This is a genomic window from Streptomyces sp. NPDC005551, assembly GCF_042871785.1.
Classification (GTDB): Bacteria; Actinomycetota; Actinomycetes; order Streptomycetales; family Streptomycetaceae; genus Streptomyces.
On record NZ_JBIAJE010000010.1, the window covers coordinates 109094 to 128063 of the forward strand.

General features: G+C 70.6%; 16 protein-coding genes. 4 read left to right on the forward strand and 12 right to left on the reverse strand.

Annotated elements, in window-relative coordinates; all coding sequences use genetic code 11:
* Positions 1-6 precede the first annotated feature (6 nt).
* Positions 7-1266 (reverse strand): MFS transporter, encoded by a 1260-nt coding sequence (locus ACFYP4_RS27675; RefSeq protein ID WP_358854629.1) that lies wholly within the window; start codon positions 1264-1266, stop codon positions 7-9.
* A gap of 115 nt (positions 1267-1381) precedes the next feature.
* Here ACFYP4_RS27675 and ACFYP4_RS27680 point away from each other — a divergent pair, with 115 nt between their 5' ends.
* Positions 1382-2428: a LacI family DNA-binding transcriptional regulator gene (locus ACFYP4_RS27680; RefSeq protein ID WP_358854628.1), complete on the forward strand. Its 1047-nt coding sequence runs from the start codon at positions 1382-1384 to the stop codon at positions 2426-2428.
* Between the two features lie 178 nt (positions 2429-2606).
* Here the strand turns inward: ACFYP4_RS27680 and prcA are convergent, their stop codons facing one another.
* The 6 genes from prcA to arc all read right to left on the reverse strand — a co-directional run bounded on the left by prcA (position 2607) and on the right by arc (position 8751).
* The gene (gene prcA / locus ACFYP4_RS27685) at positions 2607-3353 is read right to left on the reverse strand and encodes a proteasome subunit alpha (RefSeq protein ID WP_358854627.1); all 747 of its coding nucleotides are present in this window, start codon (positions 3351-3353) and stop codon (positions 2607-2609) included.
* Positions 3354-3412: 59 nt separating this feature from the next.
* On the reverse strand, positions 3413-4258 hold the full coding sequence (gene prcB / locus ACFYP4_RS27690) for a proteasome subunit beta (RefSeq protein WP_358854626.1): 846 nt from the start codon (positions 4256-4258) through the stop codon (positions 3413-3415).
* On the reverse strand, positions 4210-4722 hold the full coding sequence (locus ACFYP4_RS27695) for an endonuclease VII domain-containing protein (protein ID WP_358854625.1): 513 nt from the start codon (positions 4720-4722) through the stop codon (positions 4210-4212). Before ACFYP4_RS27695 ends, prcB begins: the two co-directional genes overlap by 49 nt.
* Positions 4723-4847: 125 nt before the next feature.
* Positions 4848-5066: a ubiquitin-like protein Pup gene (locus ACFYP4_RS27700; protein ID WP_358854624.1), complete on the reverse strand. Its 219-nt coding sequence runs from the start codon at positions 5064-5066 to the stop codon at positions 4848-4850.
* Between the two features lie 166 nt (positions 5067-5232).
* Entirely contained in the window at positions 5233-6744 is a 1512-nt protein-coding gene (dop, locus tag ACFYP4_RS27705) for a depupylase/deamidase Dop (protein WP_358854623.1), read from the reverse strand.
* Positions 6745-6984: 240 nt separating this feature from the next.
* Entirely contained in the window at positions 6985-8751 is a 1767-nt protein-coding gene (gene arc / locus ACFYP4_RS27710) for a proteasome ATPase (RefSeq protein WP_358854622.1), read from the reverse strand.
* 254 nt (positions 8752-9005) lie between these two features.
* Between arc and ACFYP4_RS27715 the strand changes: the two genes are divergently transcribed.
* Positions 9006-9311, forward strand: a complete 306-nt coding sequence (locus ACFYP4_RS27715) for a ferredoxin (RefSeq protein ID WP_358854621.1) — start codon at positions 9006-9008, stop codon at positions 9309-9311.
* A gap of 38 nt (positions 9312-9349) precedes the next feature.
* Here the strand turns inward: ACFYP4_RS27715 and ACFYP4_RS27720 are convergent, their stop codons facing one another.
* The 3 genes from ACFYP4_RS27720 to ACFYP4_RS27730 form a co-directional block, all read right to left on the reverse strand.
* Positions 9350-9928, reverse strand: a complete 579-nt coding sequence (locus tag ACFYP4_RS27720) for a hypothetical protein (RefSeq protein WP_358854620.1) — start codon at positions 9926-9928, stop codon at positions 9350-9352.
* 197 nt (positions 9929-10125) lie between these two features.
* Complete coding sequence (locus tag ACFYP4_RS27725) at positions 10126-11025, reverse strand: tRNA (adenine-N1)-methyltransferase (RefSeq protein ID WP_388788964.1); 900 nt, start codon at positions 11023-11025, stop codon at positions 10126-10128.
* Positions 11026-11132: 107 nt separating this feature from the next.
* Positions 11133-12788, reverse strand: a complete 1656-nt coding sequence (locus tag ACFYP4_RS27730; protein WP_388789205.1) for a site-2 protease family protein — start codon at positions 12786-12788, stop codon at positions 11133-11135.
* A 796-nt stretch (positions 12789-13584) separates the two neighbouring features.
* Between ACFYP4_RS27730 and ACFYP4_RS27735 the strand changes: the two genes are divergently transcribed.
* Together ACFYP4_RS27735 and ACFYP4_RS27740 are read left to right on the forward strand one after the other, a co-directional pair.
* Positions 13585-14718, forward strand: coding sequence for a RecB family exonuclease (locus ACFYP4_RS27735; protein WP_388788967.1), 1134 nt, complete (start codon positions 13585-13587; stop codon positions 14716-14718).
* A gap of 14 nt (positions 14719-14732) precedes the next feature.
* Entirely contained in the window at positions 14733-15404 is a 672-nt protein-coding gene (locus ACFYP4_RS27740; RefSeq protein WP_358854617.1) for a response regulator transcription factor, read from the forward strand.
* Between the two features lie 111 nt (positions 15405-15515).
* Here ACFYP4_RS27740 and ACFYP4_RS27745 read toward each other — a convergent pair whose 3' ends face one another.
* Together ACFYP4_RS27745 and ACFYP4_RS27750 are read right to left on the reverse strand one after the other, a co-directional pair.
* Positions 15516-17096 (reverse strand): ABC transporter substrate-binding protein, encoded by a 1581-nt coding sequence (locus tag ACFYP4_RS27745; protein ID WP_388788972.1) that lies wholly within the window; start codon positions 17094-17096, stop codon positions 15516-15518.
* 78 nt (positions 17097-17174) lie between these two features.
* The gene (locus ACFYP4_RS27750) at positions 17175-18770 is read right to left on the reverse strand and encodes an ABC transporter substrate-binding protein (RefSeq protein WP_358853470.1); all 1596 of its coding nucleotides are present in this window, start codon (positions 18768-18770) and stop codon (positions 17175-17177) included.
* Positions 18771-18970: the final 200 nt, after the last annotated feature.

Consider the following 18970-nt stretch of genomic DNA (forward strand, 5'->3'; position numbering starts at 1 on the left):
TGAACATTACGCCCGATCCCCTGCGCTGAAACGGGGTTCGACGGCACGGTTTGGATCATTTTCCGATGAGACCGCAACGACCTCGCCCGCGGCAGGAGCCGCCAGGACCCGCCCGGTGGCCAGCAGGACCAGCAGGGACACGGCTCCGGCGGCACCCGGCACCGCGAAGCCCCAGAAGGCTCCGCCCCACTGGACGACCGGCCCCGCGAGGCCCGTTCCGACCGACGCGCCGACGGTGAACGTCGTCACCAGCCAGGAGAACGCCTCGGTGACCGTGCCGCGCGGGGCATGCCGGTCGACCAGGATGAAGGCACAGGCGATGCACGGCGCGAGGAACACACCGGAGAGAGCCGTGAGGGCCGTCATGGCCACCGCGCCCGGCATCAGCATCAGCGGCAGGTAACACACCCCCAGAAGGGCGACCAGCCACCTCAGCCGCCCCTCCGGCTCCCCCGCCCACCGCCGCGCGCCGTACACGCTGCCGCCGACGAGAGCGCCGAGACCGAGCGCCGCCATCAGCCAGCCGTACACGGCGTCACCGCCGTGGTCGTCGGCGTACGACACCGCGGCGACCGTGATGGACCCGAGCGCCATGCCGATGAACAGGAACGCGCCGAGCAGGGCGAGCAGGCCCGGCGAGCGCAGCGCGCCCAGCCAGTGCGCCTCGCGCGGTGCCGAACGCCACGCGCGCGAGGGGGGCGAGAGCACCACGGAGAGGGCGCCGAGGAGCCCGATGACGCTCAGCACCAGCAGCGCGGCCCGGGCGGACCAGAGCGACACGCAGAGCGTCACGAGCAACGGCCCGACGGTGAACATGACTTCCTGCGCCACGGCGTCCATCGCGTACGCGGTGTGCACCTGCTCCTCCTTGCGCAGGACGCTGGGCCACAGGGCACGCAGGCCGCCTTCGAGGGGCGGCGTGAAGAGCCCGGCGACGGCCATGGAGGCGTACGCGACAGGCAGCGGGTCGGTGCCCGCGAAGGCGAACGCGGTCATGCCGAGGGCGGAGACGAGAGCCGCGGGCAACTGGACGCGCGGCTGCCCGCAGAGGTCCACGAGGCGGCCGAGGAGCGGCTGGCCCACCGCGTTGGAGACGCCGTAGACGGCCGCCAGCGCCCCGGCCAGGCTGTAGGTGCCGCCCTCCGCGCGGATGAAGAGCACGACCGCGATCGCGGCGGTGGCGTTCGGCAGGCGGCCCACCAGGGTGCCGGTGAGGAGCCGTGCGGCGTGCCTTGTCCTGAGGATCTCCAGGTATCCCGCGGCCATGTCGCCTTCTCTCCCGAGCACCGAGGCTGCCCGCACCTCAAGTTTTACGTATAACGTCCTCGGTCATACGTACCATGAGCCCAGTCCGGGAGTCCAGCAGAGAGACAGGTCGACGGTGCCACCGAGCAGCACGCGCCCCACGAGCCGGGACGTCGCCCAGGCCGCCGGGGTGTCCCAGGCGGCCGTCTCCCTGGTGCTCGGCGACAAGTGGCGGGGCCGGGTCTCCGCGACGACGGCCGACCGGGTCAGGGAGGCCGCCCGCGAACTCGGCTACCGGCCCAACCTCGCCGCCCGCAACCTGCGCCTCGGCCGCACCCGGACCGTGCTCCTCGTGGTGCCCGCCCTGACCACCGAGTTCTTCGCCGGCGTCTACACCGGCGCCGCCCGGGTCGCCGCCGAGCACGGCTTCGGTGTCGTCCTGTACCCCTCCCCCGAGGGCATCGGCCCGGCCCGCGACCCCTTCGGCTCCGCCCCCGCCGCCCTGGACGGCGTCCTCGCCTCCTCGATGGCCGCCGACGCCCTCACCGCCATCCGCGGCGACCAGCTGCCCCTCGTCATGCTGGACAGCGACCCCGCCGGCAGCCTGGGCGCGGCCACCGTCAACCTCGACATCGCGGACGGTGTGCGGCAGGTCGCGGAGCACCTGCTGGCCCTCGGCCACCGCCACATCCTGCACCTGGCCGCCGACATCGCCTCCTGGACGTTCGAGGTCCGGGCACGGGAACTCGGCACGCGGCTCGCCACCGTCCCCGGCACCCGGCTGCGGACCGCGCCCGCCCCCATCTCCATCGACGGGGCCCTGGCCGCCGCCCAGGCCGCCCTCGGCGCCCCCGGGCCGCGGCCGACCGCGATCGTCTGCGACGACGACAAGCTGGCCGCGGGCGCCTACAAGGCCGTGCGGCGGCTCGGTCTGCGCGTCCCGGACGACGTCTCCGTCACCGGCCTCGACGACCTGGCGCTCGCCACCGCCATCGACCCGGAGCTGACCACCGTCCGGCTGGACGCCGAACTCTTCGGCGAACGCGGCATGGCGGCCCTCCTGGCGGTCCTGGAGGGCCGCACGCCCGAGGCCGGCGACATCCCCGTCGAACTGGTCGTACGGGGCTCCACGGCCCCGCCCCCCGGACACCGCCCGGGGACGGGGTCCCCCTCCGCCGTCTGAGCAGCCCTGTCCCCGGCGCGGCCCTGCGCAGCAGAAGGAGGCAGGCACCACCGCGCGCCCCCGAACGGAACCGAGGACCCGCCGCGACCCCGCCCCCCGCCGGAACCGAAGCCCCCGGAAACGCCGCGTGCCCCGGCCACAGGGGCCGGGGCACACACACAACGGGGCGAACGCGAGGTCACTCGTCGTCGTCGGGATCCTCGGCCTCCGTGGCGGTGGACGCACCACCGGCCTCCAGCAGGCGGCCGAGCTGCCGCCCGGTGATGCGCTTGAACTTGCGCTGCTGCGGACGCGTACGGTCCAGGACGGCGACCTCCAGGCGCTCCACGGGAATCTCCCGCTCACCGCCGTTCGGCTCGCGCGACAGGGACTGCACGGCCAGCTTGAGCGCCTCGGCGAGCGTCATGCCGTCCTCGTGACGCTGGTCCAGGTAGCTGCTGATCTGCTCGGCGTTCCCACCGACCGCCACCGAGCCGTGCTCGTCGACGATCGATCCGTCGTGCGGCAGCCGGTAGATCTGGTCGCCCTCGGCGGTCTCCCCCACCTCGGCGACCACCAGCTCCACCTCGTACGGCTTCTCGGCGGCCGAGGAGAAGATCGTGCCCAGGGTCTGTGCGTAGACGTTGGCGAGACCGCGGGCGGTCACGTCGTCCCGGTCGTAGGTGTAGCCGCGGAGGTCGGCGTAGCGCACACCGCCGATCCGCAGATTCTCGTACTCGTTGTACTTGCCGGCGGCGGCGAAGCCGATCCGGTCGTAGATCTCGCTGAACTTGTGCAGCGCGCGGGACGGGTTCTCGCCGACGAAGACGATGCCGTCGGCGTACTGCAGCACGACCAGGCTGCGGCCACGGGCGATGCCCTTGCGGGCGTACTCCGCCCGGTCGGCCATCGCCTGCTGGGGAGAGACATAGAACGGCGTCGACACCGGTTAACCGTCCCTTTCTGTCGAAGTCACAGGGTCACCTGGGCCAGGAGGAAGCGGGGTCAGAGCAGCGCGGCCCGCGGGCCGTCGGGCTGCTCGAGGCGCCGCTCCAGGATCGCGCGGGCGATCTCGGAGGACTCCGGCTCGGTGAGCCTGCGGAATCCCTCTTCGGTGATCACGGTGACGATCGGGTAGATCCGGCGGGCGACATCGGGACCGCCTGTCGCGGAGTCGTCGTCCGCCGCGTCGTACAGGGCCTGGACGACGAGCGTCGTGGCCTGCTCCTCGGTCAGGTCGTCGCGGTACAGCTTCTTCATGGCGCCGCGCGCGAAGATCGAACCGGAGCCGGTGGCGGCGAAGCCGTGCTCCTCGGAGCGGCCGCCGGTGACGTCGTAGGAGAAGATGCGGCCGCGCTCGCGGTCCACGTCGTACCCCGCGAAGAGGGGGACCACGGCAAGACCCTGCATGGCCATGCCGAGGTTGGAGCGGATCATCGTGGAGAGACGGTTCGCCTTGCCCTCCAGGGAGAGCGTGGCACCCTCCACCTTCTCGAAGTGCTCCAGCTCCAGCTGGAACAGCTTCACCATCTCGACGGCCAGACCCGCCGTGCCGGCGATGCCCACCGCCGAGTACTCGTCGGCCGGGAAGACCTTCTCGATGTCCCGCTGCGCGATCACGTTGCCCATCGTGGCGCGCCGGTCACCGGCGAGTACCACACCGCCGGGGAACGTGACGGAGACGATGGTGGTGCCGTGCGGTGCCTCGATCACGCCCTGGGTGGGCGGCAGCTGCCGGTTGCCCGGGAGCATGGCCGGCTGATGCTCGGACAGGAAGTCCATGAAGGACGACGACCCGGGCGTCAGGAAGGCAGCTGGTAGACGCCCGGTGCTACGAGTGTTGGCTTCCACGCGATTCCTTCCACGTAAGCAGCAGCCCGCCTTATGGCATCGGGCCGATCCTTGAACTGCCCCAGTGCGGCGTTGCAGCTGAAGCACAGTACGCCTCGGACCCTACCCGTGCTGTGGCAGTGATCAACATGCTCGGCCGGGGCTACGAGGCAGATGCAGCAGAGACCATGCTGCTCCGCGACCATTGCTTCCAACTCAGCGGGCGTCAGGCCGTACTTGCGCTGGAAGTAACTGATCCGGTTGCGCTCCGCCCGGCACTCCCGGCAGTAGCTCGACCAGCCATCCGAAGAGGACTTGTTGCGTTCCCATTCCGAATGCGGCTTCACCTCGGTGCACTGCGGGCAGCGCTTGTGCCCTCGCGGCACCGGCACCTTCACACGCACCGACCTGCCCTTGGCCTCCTGGCGCTGCCGGTAGTACTCGGCAGAGCACTCCCGGCAGTACGCCTGGAGACCGTCGCGCATGGATCTGTTGCTTGCGAACCTCGCCCGCGGCAAGTACTGCTTGCACCGCGAACAGCGCCGCAACTCCGGACTTCCGGTCAACTCCAGCCCCCCGCGTCCACCTTCGTTTCGAAGGTGAAAGTCGCCTACTCCCCGCCCTTCTGAACGAATGACCTCACGAAATCCTCAGCATTCTCTTCGAGCACATCATCGATTTCGTCCAGTACGGAGTCGACGTCGTCGCTCAGCTTCTCCTGGCGCTCCTTGAGGTCCTCGGAGCCCTGCGCTTCCTGCGTCTGCTCCTCGGCCTCCTCGGTGGAACGCGTGGCCTTCTGCTGCCCGCCGCCGGTGTCCTTGGTCGCCATAACCCTCACCCCGCTCGGTTCGACGTTCTTGATCAGACCCTACAAGCAGGGTCCGACATCGGCCCCGCTGTTGCTACAACATCCCGGAGCCACCTCGATGATTCCCGGACGCCGCCTGTTTCCACCCCGCCGCGGCCACCCGGCCGCGGCGGGGCACATCAGCCGCTCAGTGGCCCGACAGGACCCTGACCAGGTCTTCCGCCGTCCGGCAGCGGTCCAGGAGCTCCTTGACGTGATTACGCGTTCCGCGAAGCGGCTCCAGGGTTGGGACGCGCTGGAGCGAGTCCCGGCCGGGCAGATCGAAGATCACCGAGTCCCAGGAGGCTGCGGCGACGTCGTCCGCGTATTGCTCGAGGCAGCGTCCGCGGAAGTACGCCCGGGTGTCCTCCGGCGGCTTGGTGCGGGCCCGCTCGACGTCCGTCTCGTCCAGGAGGCGCTTCATCCGCCCCCGGGCCGCGAGACGGTTGTAGAGGCCCTTTTCGGGCCGTACGTCGGCGTACTGGAGGTCGACCAGGTGGAGCCGCGCCGCGTCCCAGTCGAGGTCGTCCCGGCGCCGGTAGCCCTCCATCAGCTCCCGCTTGGCGACCCAGTCGAGCTCCCGGGAGAGGCTCATCGGATCGTTCTCCAGGCGGTTCAGGGTGTCCTCCCAGCGCGTTAGGACGTCCTTGGTCTGGTCGTCCGCGTCGGCGCCGAAGCGCTCCTCCACGTACTTGCGGGACAGCTCGAAGTACTCCATCTGGAGCTGCACCGCGGTGAGGGTGCGGCCGCTGCGGAGCGTGACCAGGCGCTTGAGCGTCGGGTCGTGGGAGACCTGGTGGAGCGTGCGGACGGGCTGGTCGACCGCCAGGTCGACGGCGATGAAGCCGTCCTCGATCATGGAGAGGACCAGGGCCGTCGTGCCCAGCTTGAGATAGGTCGAGATCTCCGACAGGTTCGCGTCGCCGATGATCACGTGCAGGCGGCGGTACTTCTCGGCGTCCGCGTGCGGTTCGTCGCGCGTGTTGATGATCGGCCGCTTCAGGGTGGTCTCCAGGCCCACCTCGACCTCGAAGTAGTCGGCGCGCTGGCTGAGCTGGAAGCCGTGCTCGTGGCCGTCCTGGCCGATGCCGACGCGTCCGGCGCCGGTGACCACCTGCCGGGAGACGAAGAACGGCGTGAGGTGGCGCACGATGTCCGAGAACGGGGTCTCCCGCTTCATCAGGTAGTTCTCGTGCGTGCCGTAGGAGGCGCCCTTGTTGTCGGTGTTGTTCTTGTAGAGGTGGATCGGCTGGGCGCCCGGCAGCTGGGCCGCGCGCTCCGCCGCCTCGGCCATGATGCGCTCGCCGGCCTTGTCCCACAGGACCGCGTCCCACGGGTTGGTGACCTCGGGCGCGCTGTACTCCGGGTGCGCGTGGTCGACGTAGAGACGCGCGCCGTTGGTGAGGATGACGTTGGCCAGGCCGATGTCCTCGTCGGTGAGCTGGCTGGAGTCGGCGGTCTCACGGGCGAGGTCGAAGCCTCGCGCGTCCCGCAGCGGATTCTCCTCCTCGAAGTCCCACCGGGCGCGGCGCGCCCGGTGCATCGCCGCCGCGTAGGCGTTGACGATCTGGGATGAGGTGAGCATGGCATTGGCGTTGGGGTGGCCGGGGACGGAGATTCCGTACTCCGTCTCAATGCCCATTACTCGCCGTACGGTCATGCGGCCCTCCTTGCCCGGCGGCGCCCCCGGTCGGGGGCGCTGCTCAAGTACCGCTGGTGCTCCGGTGCGTGCGCGGTGCCCGTCCCCGCATCACGCGACTCGGCGGTACGAAAGAGCCTAGAACGCCTTTGCGCTGGTGGGGAGATCATTTGCGTCATTGCCTTGCTCCGGCCGTGGCCGTGGCCTGAAAAGCAGTCGGCTGCGGATACCCGCGAAGGGCACCCGCAGCCGCCCTGTCTTTTACAGGTACTGACCCGTATTCGCCACCGTGTCGATGGAGCGCCCGGTGTCCGCGCCCTGCTTTCCGGTGACGAGGGTGCGGATGTAGACGATCCGTTCGCCCTTCTTGCCGGAGATGCGGGCCCAGTCGTCCGGGTTGGTGGTGTTCGGCAGGTCCTCGTTCTCCTTGAACTCGTCCACGCATGCCTGGAGGAGGTGGGAGACCCGGAGGCCCTTCTGGTTCGCGTCGAGGAAGTCCTTGATGGCTGCCTTCTTCGCGCGGCCGACGATGTTCTCGATCATGGCGCCGGAATTGAAGTCCTTGAAGTAGAGGACTTCCTTGTCGCCATTGGCGTAGGTGACCTCGAGGAAGCGGTTCTCCTCGGATTCGGCGTACATCTGTTCCACCGCGGTCTGGATCATGCCGTGGACCGTGGCCTCCCGGTCCCCGCCGTGCTCACCGAGGTCGTCGGAGTGCAGCGGGAGGCGCGCGGTGAGGTATTTCGCGAAGATGTCCTTCGCGGCCTGGGCGTCGGGACGCTCGATCTTGATCTTCACGTCGAGCCGGCCGGGGCGCAGGATCGCGGGGTCGATCATGTCCTCGCGGTTCGAGGCGCCGATCACGACCACGTTCTCCAGGCCCTCCACACCGTCGATCTCGGCGAGCAGCTGGGGGACGATGGTGTTCTCCACGTCCGAGCTGACACCGGAGCCGCGGGTGCGGAAGAGGGACTCCATCTCGTCGAAGAAGACGATGACGGGTGTGCCCTCACTGGCCTTCTCCCGTGCACGCTGAAAGACCAGGCGGATCTGCCGCTCGGTCTCGCCGACGTACTTGTTCAGGAGCTCGGGGCCCTTGATGTTGAGGAAGAAGCTCTTGCCGGTGGCCTGTCCGGTCACCTCGGCGACCTTCTTGGCGAGCGAGTTGGCGACCGCCTTGGCGATGAGCGTCTTGCCGCATCCGGGGGGCCCGTAGAGCAGCACGCCCTTGGGCGGCCGCAGTTCGTGCTCCTTGAAGAGGTCGGGGTAGAGATACGGGAGCTCGACCGCGTCGCGGATCAGTTCGATCTGGTTTCCCAGGCCGCCGATCTGCTCGTAGCCGATGTCCGGGACCTCTTCGAGGACGAGCTCCTCGACCTCGCTCTTCGGCACGACCTCGTAGACGTAGCCGGACCTGGGTTCGAGCAGGAGGGCGTCGCCGGGGCGGATGGTGACGTCCAGCAGCGGCTCGGCGAGCCGTACCACCCGTTCCTCGTCGGTGTGCCCCACCACGAGGGCGCGCTCGCCGTCCTCGAGGATCTCCTTGAGGGTGACGATGTCGCCGACGCTCTCGTACTCCATGGCCTCGACCACGTTGAGCGCTTCGTTCAGCATCAGTTCCTGGCCGCGGCGGAGCTCTTCGAGCTCCACGCTCGGGCTGACGTTCACCCGGAGCTTGCGGCCCCCGGTGAAGATGTCCGCCGTGCCGTCCTCGTTCGCCGTGAGGAAGACACCGAAGCCGGCCGGCGGCTGGGCCAGCCGGTCGACCTCCTCCTTGAGGGCCACGATCTGGTCGCGGGCCTCACGGAGCGTATTGGCGAGCCGCTCGTTCTGAGCGGACACGCCGGCCAGGTTGGTCTGCAGCTCGACGATCCGCTCCTCGAGAATCCTCGTGTGCCGCGGAGAGTCGGCGAGCTTGCGTCGCAGGACGGCGATCTCCTGCTCAAGGTAGGCAACCTGCCCGGCGGGGTCATCGGACCCTCTTCCCGGGCGGATGCCGCGGTTCATGTCGTCGTCGTGGGCTGCCACGGTCCTCACCTCCTCCAAGGGGAGCTGGACGCTTCCAGACCCTACCTGGGTGGGTGTCGATTGAAACCCCTAGATCACAAAGACTGTCGAGGAGTGTCCGATCTTCACCCTTGCGCTCTCCCTCACGCCAGGGGAATACCCACCCAACATGATTGGGAAGCGGACGGAGGTAGGGTCGAAGTGTTCAACACCCGTCAGAGCTGGCCCGACTTGCCGGCGAATCGGATCGCTCGACGCAGGAAACGGCAGGAGAAATGACCGTGCAGCAGGAGGCAGGAGTCGGCGGCGAGGCGCTCGAGGTCTGGATCGACCAGGATCTGTGTACCGGCGACGGCATCTGTGCCCAGTACGCGCCCGAGGTCTTCGAGCTGGACATCGACGGTCTGGCCTACGTGAAGAGCGGGGACGACGAACTGCTCCAGGCGCCGGGCGCCACAACGCCCGTACCTCTGCCGCTTCTGCGGGACGTCGCCGACTCCGCGAAGGAGTGCCCGGGCGACTGCATCCACGTGCGGCGCGTTTCGGACAGGGTCGAGGTCTACGGGCCGGACGCCGGGTGATCTGACGGGCACCGGGCGTCACCGCCGGTGCGGATACCTCACACGGTCCGCGCCTCGGCCGGCTTCGAGCGGACGAAAGCGCCGTCGTTCCACTGCCACTTGGCTCGCTGCTTCACGTCCGGGCAGCAACTCGGTACGGCGGCCGAGGAGTAGCCGAGCAGGGTCGCCGTGACGGCTCCGTCGCGCAGCGCGAAGTCCGAGACGCTCAGGCGGTCCTCGGGATCGACCAGGGTGGCCACGATCCGCGGCTTGTCGGCGCCCTCGCCCCGGGTGAGCACGTAGACCCCGTTCGGCGGGGTGCCGGAGCCCGCGTCGCAGCGGACGACGGCCACGGTCTCCGGGCGGCCGTCCCCGTCGAGGTCCCCGGACGCTGTCTTCTGCACCAGCACCTTCGCGGAACCGCACTCGATCGGGAAGGCGACCGCCGCGGGGTCGGGCGGCGCGGTCGCGGCCGGGGCGGCCTTGTGGTCGGTGCCCGCCGCCTGGGCCGCTGTCGCCGCGTCGGGCTGCAGGACGGAGGACAGCGCGACGACTCCCGCGAGGGCGGTGGCCGTGGCGACCCAGTGGACGGGGCGGGTGTGCGTGTGTGCCAGTTCCGGGACGGCGGATTGCTGCACTCGGAGCGTCTCCTGTGAGGGCTGTACCGGTGGGGGTGGCCTGCATGGTGCCACACGTCACAGTGCGGCGGAACCGCGGGGTGGGTACCCGTACGGGTTCTTCAACGGAAAAGCACTGTGGCCGAGTTCCCGGTCGTTTCCGGGAACTCGGCCACAGCGGTGGTGCGTTGGGTATGCCGAGGGCTGTGCCCGTCGGGTCAGCGGCCTCCGCCGTCGGCGTTGGGGCCCGCGTAGTCCTCGCCGTAGGCGCCCTTGGCGGGGCGGCGGCGGCGCATGGGCGGCTCGACGCCGTCCGCGAGACGGCGGGCGGTGAGCAGGAAGCCGGTGTGGCCGATCATCCGGTGGTCCGGGCGGACGGCCAGGCCCTCGATGTGCCAGTTGCGGACCATCGACTCCCAGGCGGTCGGCTCGTTGAAGCAGCCGATCTCGCGGATGGACTCGACGGTGCGCGCGAGCTGGGTGGTGGTGGCGACGTAGCAGCACAGGATGCCGCCGGGCACGAGCGCCTTGGAGACGGCCTCGAGGCACTCCCAGGGGGCCAGCATGTCGAGGATGACCCGGTCGACGTCCGTGTCGCTCAGGTTGTCCTGGAGGTCGCCGACGGTGAGCTGCCAGGCGGGGTGCGGGCCGCCGAAGTAGCGCTCCACGTTCTGCTTGGCGATCTCGGCGAAGTCCTCGCGGCGCTCGTAGGAGTGCAGCATGCCCTGGTCGCCGACGGCGCGCAGCAGGAAGCTGCTGAGCGAGCCGGAGCCCACCCCCGCCTCCACGACGCGCGCGCCGGGGAAGATGTCCGCGAAGGACAGGATCTGCCCCGCGTCCTTGGGGTAGACCACGGCGGCGCCGCGGGGCATGGACAGGACGTAGTCGGGGAGCAGGGGGCGCAGCGCGAGATAGGCGACGTTCCCCGTGGTGCGGACAACGCTGCCCTCGGGAGCGCCGATCAGCTCGTCGTGGGGGAAGGAACCCTTGTGGGTGTGGAAATTCTTCCCGGCCTCGAGCGTGAACGTGTAGTGGCGGCCCTTGGGGTCGGTCAGCTGAACCTGGTCCCCGACCTCGAAGGGCCCGCGCCTGCGGGCGGCACCGGTCGGTTCGGACATGTGACCAGCCTACCGGTCCCGGCGGGGGCCGCGGACCACCCGCAGGGGGTCCCGGCGGGCGGGCCGGGAGCCGCCGTGCGCTGCTCCGCGGCCGCCCGGGGTGATCGCTAGGAGGGGCGGGCCATCGCCTTGACGAAGGCGCGCTCGACGTCGGCCGCCGAGAGGACGCCGTAGATCTCGCCCGAGTCCTCCACCACCAGGTACTCGGTGGCGGGGGTGGCCCGCAGCACGTCGAGGAGGTCCTCCCCCGCGAGCTCGGCGGAGATCCGCATGCCGTCGGTGAGGTCCTGGGCGAGTCCGCCGACCGCGACCCAGGGGCGACGGTGTTCCGGTACGCCGACGATGGCTGCCTCGCGGACCAGCGAGAGGGGTTCGCCGTCGGCGCCGACGACGACCAGGGCGCGGGCCCCGGCCTCGTTGGCGCGGCGCAGGGCCTCGGACAGGGGCGTGGTGGTCTCCACCGGGACCGCGCGGCGGGTGAGCGAGCGGGCGCGCAGCTCCGGCAGGTGCTCCCGCAGGCGGGCCATGCGCAGGCTGTTGCCCGCGCCGGTCCAGATGATCGCGGCGAGGATCGCGGCGAGCAGGGCGTCCATGACGGTGTCCATGCCGCCGATCTCGTCGGGTGCGTCGCCGAGCGCGCCGGACTGGGTGAGCAGGGGCAGTCCGATCAGTACGGACACGGCGAGCGCGCGGCCGACCCAGGCCGCGGCGATCGTGCCGCTCATGGGCCTGCCGGTGATCTTCCAGACCACGGCGCGCAGCATCCGGCCGCCGTCCAGGGGCAGTCCCGGCAGCAGGTTGAAGGCGGCGACGATCAGGTTGGAGATCATCAGGCCGGCCAGCAGTACGCCGGGGACGGTGCCCGGTTCGACGGCCTGCACGGCCAGGTAGAAGAGGCCCGCGAGGATCAGGGAGAGCAGCGGGCCGACGAAGGCCAGCACGAATTCCCGGCCGGGTGTCTCGGACTCCTTCTCGATCTCCGAGACCCCGCCGAAGAACTGGAGCTGGATCCGGCGCACCGGCAGCTTGAAGCGCAGGGCGGCGACGGTGTGGGCCAGTTCGTGCACCAGCACGGAGGCGTAGAAGGCGACGGCGAAGAAGAGGGACACGAGGTAGCGCAGGTTGCCGAGTTCGGGCAGCACCCGGTCGAGCTGGCCGCCGAACACCCAGGTGATGAGCGCGGCCACGAGGAACCAGCTGGGGGCGACGTAGACGGGGACGCCGAAGGGGCGTCCCATGAGCAGCCCGCCGCCGGGCTCCTTGCCCCGTCGGGGCGGTCGGCCCTTGCGGTTGCCGGGCGGGGGCGTCCGCCGGCCGCCTCCCGTCGGGCCGCCGGTGCCCTGCGCGTCGGCTCCCGGGGGAACCGTCGGGGCCGGACCGCCGGCCGGGCCGTCACCGCGGTCGCGGTCGGGCCGGGGCTGGGGGCCTTCGGGACCGGCGCCGGCCGGAGTGGTTTCGGCGCGGGGCTCGGGCCGGCCTGTGGGGCCGGAGGGCGCCTCGGGTGTTCCGGGATGTTCCGGGGCGGCCTCGGCGTGACCGGCCCGCGCCGGGGCTGCGGGGCTGACGCCGGGTGCGGCCCCGGCGTTGTCCTGGCCGGCAGGGGTGTCGCCGGGCACGTCTCCGTGGGCGCCCGCGCCGGCCGGGCCGACGCCGGGTGCCGTCCCGTGGGGGCCCGCGGCCGCAGGGTCGGCGCCGGGAGCGCTCCCGTGCCGGGCCGGTCCCACAGGGCTACCGAGCGGAGGCGTCGGGTGGTCGCCGGGCATCGGATGGCCGTCGCCGGAAGGTGTCACGCCGCCGAGCGCCGCCTCGTGGGGGCCCGCGCCCGCAGAGCTGTCGCCGGGAGCCGTCCCGTGGGGGCCCGCGGCCACAGGGACGGCGCCGGGAGCGCTCCCGTGCCGGGCCGGACCCGCGGGGGTGTCGGACACAGGCCTGTCATGGTCGCCCGGGGCGGCAGCGCCGGCGGCGTGGGCCGTGCCGTGGTCGCCGGTCGCCGAGGCGGCCGGAGTCGCCTCGCGAGCGTCCGGCGTCGCGGCGCCGGGGCCGTGGGTGCCGCCTTGGGCGTCCGCAGCCGGAGCACCCTCGGGTGTCGTCCGGGCGCCGGGCGCCGTCCCGTGGCCGACTGGTGTCGCGGTGGTGTCACCCGGGAGCGTCACCTGCGTGCCGGCCGGGGCCGGAGCACCGCCTGTCGGCGCCGGGGTGCCGTCGCCGGGAAGCGTCTCGTGGGTGTGGCCCGGGGGCGCGGGCGTGGGTTCCTGGGGTGTGTCGTGCCGCCGCGCCACCGGGCGCCCGGTCCCGGCGGCCGTGGGTGCCGACGGATCCGTGTGAGCCCCGGTCGCCCCGTCGTTGCCGGACCGCGGCTGCCCGCTCCCGCCGCTCTCGTCCACGATGTCCCCTCGTTCGAAGCGTCCCCCACTCCCGATCATGCAGGGCGGGAGGGTCTGCGGTCGATGGTATGCGGCCGTCGCGGCGCGTTCCGCCCCGGCACCCCCTGGGTTTTCCGCGCCGTCGCCCCAGCCGCGGCTGGGGGACTGTCGGTGCCGGGCCGTATGGTCTGTCGTCATGGACACCAGCACCGAGGACGCGGCTGCAACCGGCGTCGGCGACGTGGCGCGGACCGATGCGGCCGGCACCCCGCAGGCCCCGGCGGACGGCATCGGCACGGCCGCGCCGTCGGAGGTGGCCGGGGCCCCGGTGACCGTCGTGGCGGACGCCGTGCCCGCCCGGGCGGCAGAGCCGGTGACGCCCGCCGCCCTGACCGCCGTCGCCGAACCGGTCGCCGTCGCCGGACCGGTCGCCGTCGCCGGACCGGTCGCCGTCGCCGGACCGGTCGCGAGGGCCGCGCCCGCGCCCCCCGCGTCGCTGTCGCCCTCACGCGCGGGCGATTTCATGCAGTGTCCGCTGCTCTACCGGTTCCGGGTGATCGACAAGCTGCCGGAGAAGCCCAGCGAGGCGGCCACGCGCGGCACGCTGGTGCACGCGGTGCTGGAGCGTCTCTTCGACGCACCGGCCGCGGAGCGCACGGCGCCGCGCGCCAGGTCCCTGATCCCCGGTCAGTGGGACCGGCTGCGGGAGACCAGGCCGGAGGTCGTGGAGCTGTTCGCCGACGACCCCGAGGGCGAGCGCCTGGCGCGCTGGCTCGGCGAGGCGGAGCGGCTGGTCGAGCGCTGGTTCACGCTGGAGGACCCCACCCGGCTCGAACCGGCCGAGCGGGAGATGTTCGTCGAGGCGAGTCTGGACTCCGGGCTGAAATTGCGCGGCATCATCGACCGCGTCGACGTGGCACCGACGGGCGAGGTGCGGATCGTCGACTACAAGACGGGCAAGGCCCCGCGCCCGGAGTATGCCGAAGGCGCCCTGTTCCAGATGAAGTTCTACGCCTTGGTGGTCTGGCGGCTGAAGCGGGTCGTCCCGCGCCGGCTCCAGCTCGTCTACCTCGGCAGCGGTGACGTGCTGACGTACGACCCGGTGATCGCGGACCTGGAGCGCGTCGAGCGCAAGCTGCTCGCGCTGTGGGAGGCGATCCGGGAGGCGACGGAGACGGGCGACTGGCGGCCGCGGCCCACCAAGCTCTGCGGCTGGTGCGACCACCGGGCGGTGTGCCCGGAGTTCGGCGGTACTCCCCCGCCGTATCCGCTCCCCGTCAGGGCGCCCGAGTCCGCTTCGGGCGCGCAGGGCAGAATGGGGCCGGACTAGCGAAGGAGACTTACGTGGCCATCCGCGTCCTACTGGTCGACGACCAGCCGCTGCTGCGTACCGGCTTCCGGATGATCCTGGAGGCGGAGCAGGATCTTGCGGTCGTCGGCGAGGCCGGAGACGGCCTCCAGGCACTCGACCAGGTACGTGCCCTGCAGCCCGATGTGGTTCTGATGGACATCCGCATGCCGAGGATGGACGGGGTCGAGGCGACCCGGCAGATCACCGGCCCCGGCCGGGACGGTCCGGCGAAGGTTCTGGTCCTGACCACCTTCGACCTCGACGAGTACGTGGTGGAGGCGCTGCGCGCCGGCGCCAGCGGCTTCCTTCTGAAGGACGCGCCGGCCGACGAACTGGTGCAGGCGATCCGGGTCGTCGCGGCGGGCGAGGCGATGCTCGCGCCGAGCATCACGCGCCGCCTGCTCGACAAGTACGCGGGCCATCTGCCGTCCGGGGACGAGCAGGTCCCGAACACCCTGCACACGCTGACCGAGCGGGAGGTCGAGGTGCTGAAGCTGGTGGCCCGCGGCCTGTCGAACGCGGAGATCGCGGCCGACCTGTTCGTCAGTGAGACCACCGTCAAGACGCATGTGGGGCACGTCCTCACCAAGCTGGGTCTGCGCGACCGGGTGCAGGCGGCGGTGTACGCGTACGAGAGCGGGCTGGTGCGTCCCGGCGCCCAGTGACCGGCCCGCCCGCGCACCGGGCGGCCGTCGTGGTACGCGAGAGGGCGTCTCCTTCCGGCCGGAAGGAGACGCCCTCTCGCGTTACCGCGGGTCCCGTGGGTGCGTCGGGGGTCAGTCCTTGCTGATCTCCCAGAAGCGGAAGACCGTCGAGGCGTCGAGGCAGTACTCGAGGCCGTAGACGTCGTCCCGCACCACCGCGTACTGCTTGGCCTGCCAGACCGGGATGACGGGGATCTGGTCGGCGACGATGCTCTGGACCCGCGCGTAGTCCGAGTCGGTCGAGGAGCGGTCGCTCTCCGCGGCGGTCCTCGGGATGAGCTGGGACGTGATCGTGCTGTTCGTGTAGTTGTTGCCCAGCACGTTGCCCTTGCCGAAGAAGGGAGCCGTGAAGTTGTCCGGGTCCGGGTAGTCGGGTACCCAGCCCTTCACGTACACGCCGTACCTGCCCTCGGCGATGTCCTTCTCGTACTGGTCGAAGCCGACGGACCGCACGGTGGCGTCGAACAGCCCGCTCGCGTTGAGCTGCCGCGCGATCGCCCTGAACTCGTCGTCGGTGGCCGGGCCGTAACGCGAGGGAGTCGACCAGAGGGTCAGTTTCACCTTGCCGCTGACACCCTCCTCCCGGAGTGCGGCCCGCGCCTTCGACTCCGAGGGGCGGCCCCCGTAGGTGTCGAAGAACGCCGTGTCGTGGCCGGTGACGCCGGCCGGGATGATCGAGTACAGCGGTGTCGCCGTGTGCTCGTAGACATCGCCGACCAGGGCCTCGCGGTCGAGCAGATACGCGATGGCCTTGCGCACGCCGAGCTTGCCTGCGACCGGGTCGTCCATGTTGAAGACCAGGTGCTGCACCTCGGCACTGGCGCCCTCGATGACCTCGATGCCCTTGCCGGTGGAGGTGGCGTTGTCGAGGTCCGCGATGTCGTCGGCGGCGAGGCCTCGGTAGGCGACGTCGACGCGGTCGGCGAGCAGCGCGTTCTTCAGGGCGGAGCGGTCGCCGTGGAAGAACTTCAGGGTCACGCCGGAGTTGTGGACCTCGGCGGCGCCCCGGTAGTTGTCGTTGACGGAGAAGACGGCCTGGTCCTTGTCGAAGGAGTCCAGCTTGTACGGGCCCGAGCCGACCGCCCCGCCGTCCGTGCGCAGTCCGTCGGCGGAGTACTGCCGGTGGTCCACGATCGAGCCGGCACCCGAGGCGATCTTGCTCGGGAAGGTGGCGTCGGCGTACTTGAGCCGGAAGACGACGGTCTTCGCGTCCGGTGTGGTCACCTCGTCGAGCATGGGGAACATGATCGCGGGGCCGGTGTCGTCGTTGATCTTCAGCAGGCGGTCGAAGGAGAACTTGACGTCCTTCGAGGTGAGCACGTCGCCGTTGCTGAATTTGAGACCGTCGTTCAGGGTGCAGCGGTACACCGTGGTCCCGGTGTCCGTGAAGGCGCACTCCTTGGCGGCCTCGGGCTCGGGTTCCGTACCGCCCTTGGGGAAGCTCAGCAGCGACTGGAAGACGTTGTTGAACAGCAGCCACGATCCGGGGTCGTAGCCGGCGGCGGGGTCGGTCGCGAGGACGTCGTCGGACATCCCCATGACTACGGAGGAGCCGGCGCCGGCGCCGCCCGTGTCGGCGCCGCATCCGGCGAGCAGGCCGGCGGCCAGCCCCGTCACGACGGACAGGACCGGCCACTGGTTACGCGTATTCACTTGCATGTGCCTTGTCGTTGGAACGTGCGGCCCGGAAGACCGCCGAGGGTCCCGGGGGCCGGGGAAGCCGTCGGCGGGTCAGAGACCGCGGCCGAGCTCCCACAGCTGGAGGGTCGAGGAGGAGTTGATGGCCCACTCGGCGCCCGTGATGTCGTCGCGGGTGGCGATGTACTGCTTGCCCTGCCACAGCGGCAGCAGCGGTACGTCCGAGGCCACGATGTCCTGGATCTCCGAGATGCTCTTCGACGCGCTGAGCCGGTCGGCCTCGCGACGCGACTCCGGGATCAGCGTGTTGCGGATCTCGCCGTTCGCGTAGGGCGAGCCGAGGGTGTTGTTCTTGTCGAGGAACGGCGCCAGGTAGTTGTCGGCGTCCGGGAAGTCGGGGAACCAGCCCATGCCGTAGACGTCGTACTTGCCGGCCATCTCGGCGGGACGGAACTTGTCCCAGCCCTCGCCCTTGATGTCGACGTCGAACAGGCCGCTGTTGTTGAGCTGCGTCCTGAGGACCTCGAACTCGGCCTTGGTGGCCGTGCCGTAGTGGTCCGTCGTGTAGTGCAGGGTGAGCTTCACCGGGGTGGAGATGCCGGCCTTGGTGAGGAGCCCCTTGGCCTTCGCGGCGCTCGGGTCGCCGTACTCGTTGAAGAACGAGTTGCTGTGGCCCGTGATGGTGGCGGGGACCATCGAGAAGAGGGGCTGGGCCTGGGTGCCGTACACCTTGGAGATGAGCTCGCCGCGGTTGACGAGCTGGGCCATGGCCTGGCGGACGGCCTTGGACTTGACCGTCGACGCGGTGGTGTTGAAGCCGAGGTAGCGGATCTCCAGACCGGGCATCTCGACCAGGTCGACGTCGCCGGACTTCTTGGACAGCTGCTGGATCTGCTTCGGCGTCATCTGGCGGGTCATCAGGTCGATGTCGCCCTTGTCGAGCGCGGCGCCCATGGCGTCGGCGCTCGTGAAGGAGCGCAGCTCGACCTTGTCGTTCTTCGGCTTCAGGAGCCCCTTGTAGTGGGGGTTCTTGGTGAAGACGGCCTTGACGAGCTCGTTGTCCTTGACCTCGGACTCGAGGGTGTACGGACCGGATCCGTCGACCTGGAACCCGTCGCGCAGCTTGCCCTTCTCGTAGTCGTCGGGGTTGACGATGCCGGCGACCGGCGTCGACAGCTTGAACGGGAAGGTGGCGTCGGCCGTCTTGAGGTGGAAGACGACCTCCCGGTCTCCCTGGGTCTCGACGGTGTCGATGGTGGACAGCAGTGCGTACACCTCGCTGTCGGCCTTCAGGGAGAGCGCGCGGTTGATGGAGAACTGCACGTCCTTCGCGGTGATGGGGTCACCGTTGGAGAACTGGAGGTCCTTGCGCAGGGTGCAGACGTACCGTTCGTTGCCGGAGTCGGTGAAGCCGCACTGCTCGGCCGCCTCGGGCTGCGGATCGCCGTCGCCGCGCGGCTGCGTCATGAGGGTCTGCACGGTCTGGCGAAGGATGTTCCAGGTGCCGACGTCGTACGCGTACGCCGGGTCGAGCGGCGCGGGAGCGTCGCTCGAGACGGTGAACCGGTCCGTGGTGCCGACGACGATCGCGTCGCCGTCCTTGCTGCCGCTGTCGGACCCACCGCAGCCGGCGAGTACGGGGCCGAGCAGGCCGACGATCGCCGGCAGCACCAAAGTCTTGCGGTTCATGCTCGAGTTTCTCCAGAGCTGTCGAGTCCGTGTACCCGGCATGCAGGGGTGGTGCTGCGGATCACGGGGAGTTGTGGCGAGGTTCTCGCGACGAGATTAGTCCGCGCCTGCGCGGCGGCTCACAGGGACGGGAGCCACCCTGCCATCACGCTGCGAAACCGGGCGCGGACGCACCGAAAACCCGACAGCGGAAGGAAACG

Excerpts from the sequence above, each read along its gene's own strand:
- ACFYP4_RS27725 (WP_388788964.1), bottom strand. The coding sequence starts at position 11,025 with ATGTCCGAACCGACCGGTGCCGCCCGCAGGCGCGGGCCCTTCGAGGTC.
- ACFYP4_RS27675 (WP_358854629.1), bottom strand. The coding sequence starts at position 1,266 with ATGGCCGCGGGATACCTGGAGATCCTCAGGACAAGGCACGCCGCACGG.
- ACFYP4_RS27700 (WP_358854624.1), bottom strand. The coding sequence starts at position 5,066 with ATGGCGACCAAGGACACCGGCGGCGGGCAGCAGAAGGCCACGCGTTCC.
- ACFYP4_RS27735 (WP_388788967.1), top strand. The coding sequence starts at position 13,585 with ATGGACACCAGCACCGAGGACGCGGCTGCAACCGGCGTCGGCGACGTG.
- ACFYP4_RS27695 (WP_358854625.1), bottom strand. The coding sequence starts at position 4,722 with ATGCGCGACGGTCTCCAGGCGTACTGCCGGGAGTGCTCTGCCGAGTAC.
- ACFYP4_RS27750 (WP_358853470.1), bottom strand. The coding sequence starts at position 18,770 with ATGAACCGCAAGACTTTGGTGCTGCCGGCGATCGTCGGCCTGCTCGGC.
- ACFYP4_RS27715 (WP_358854621.1), top strand. The coding sequence starts at position 9,006 with ATGACCGTGCAGCAGGAGGCAGGAGTCGGCGGCGAGGCGCTCGAGGTC.
- ACFYP4_RS27730 (WP_388789205.1), bottom strand. The coding sequence starts at position 12,788 with ATGCCCGGCGACCACCCGACGCCTCCGCTCGGTAGCCCTGTGGGACCG.
- dop (WP_358854623.1), bottom strand. The coding sequence starts at position 6,744 with ATGACCGTACGGCGAGTAATGGGCATTGAGACGGAGTACGGAATCTCC.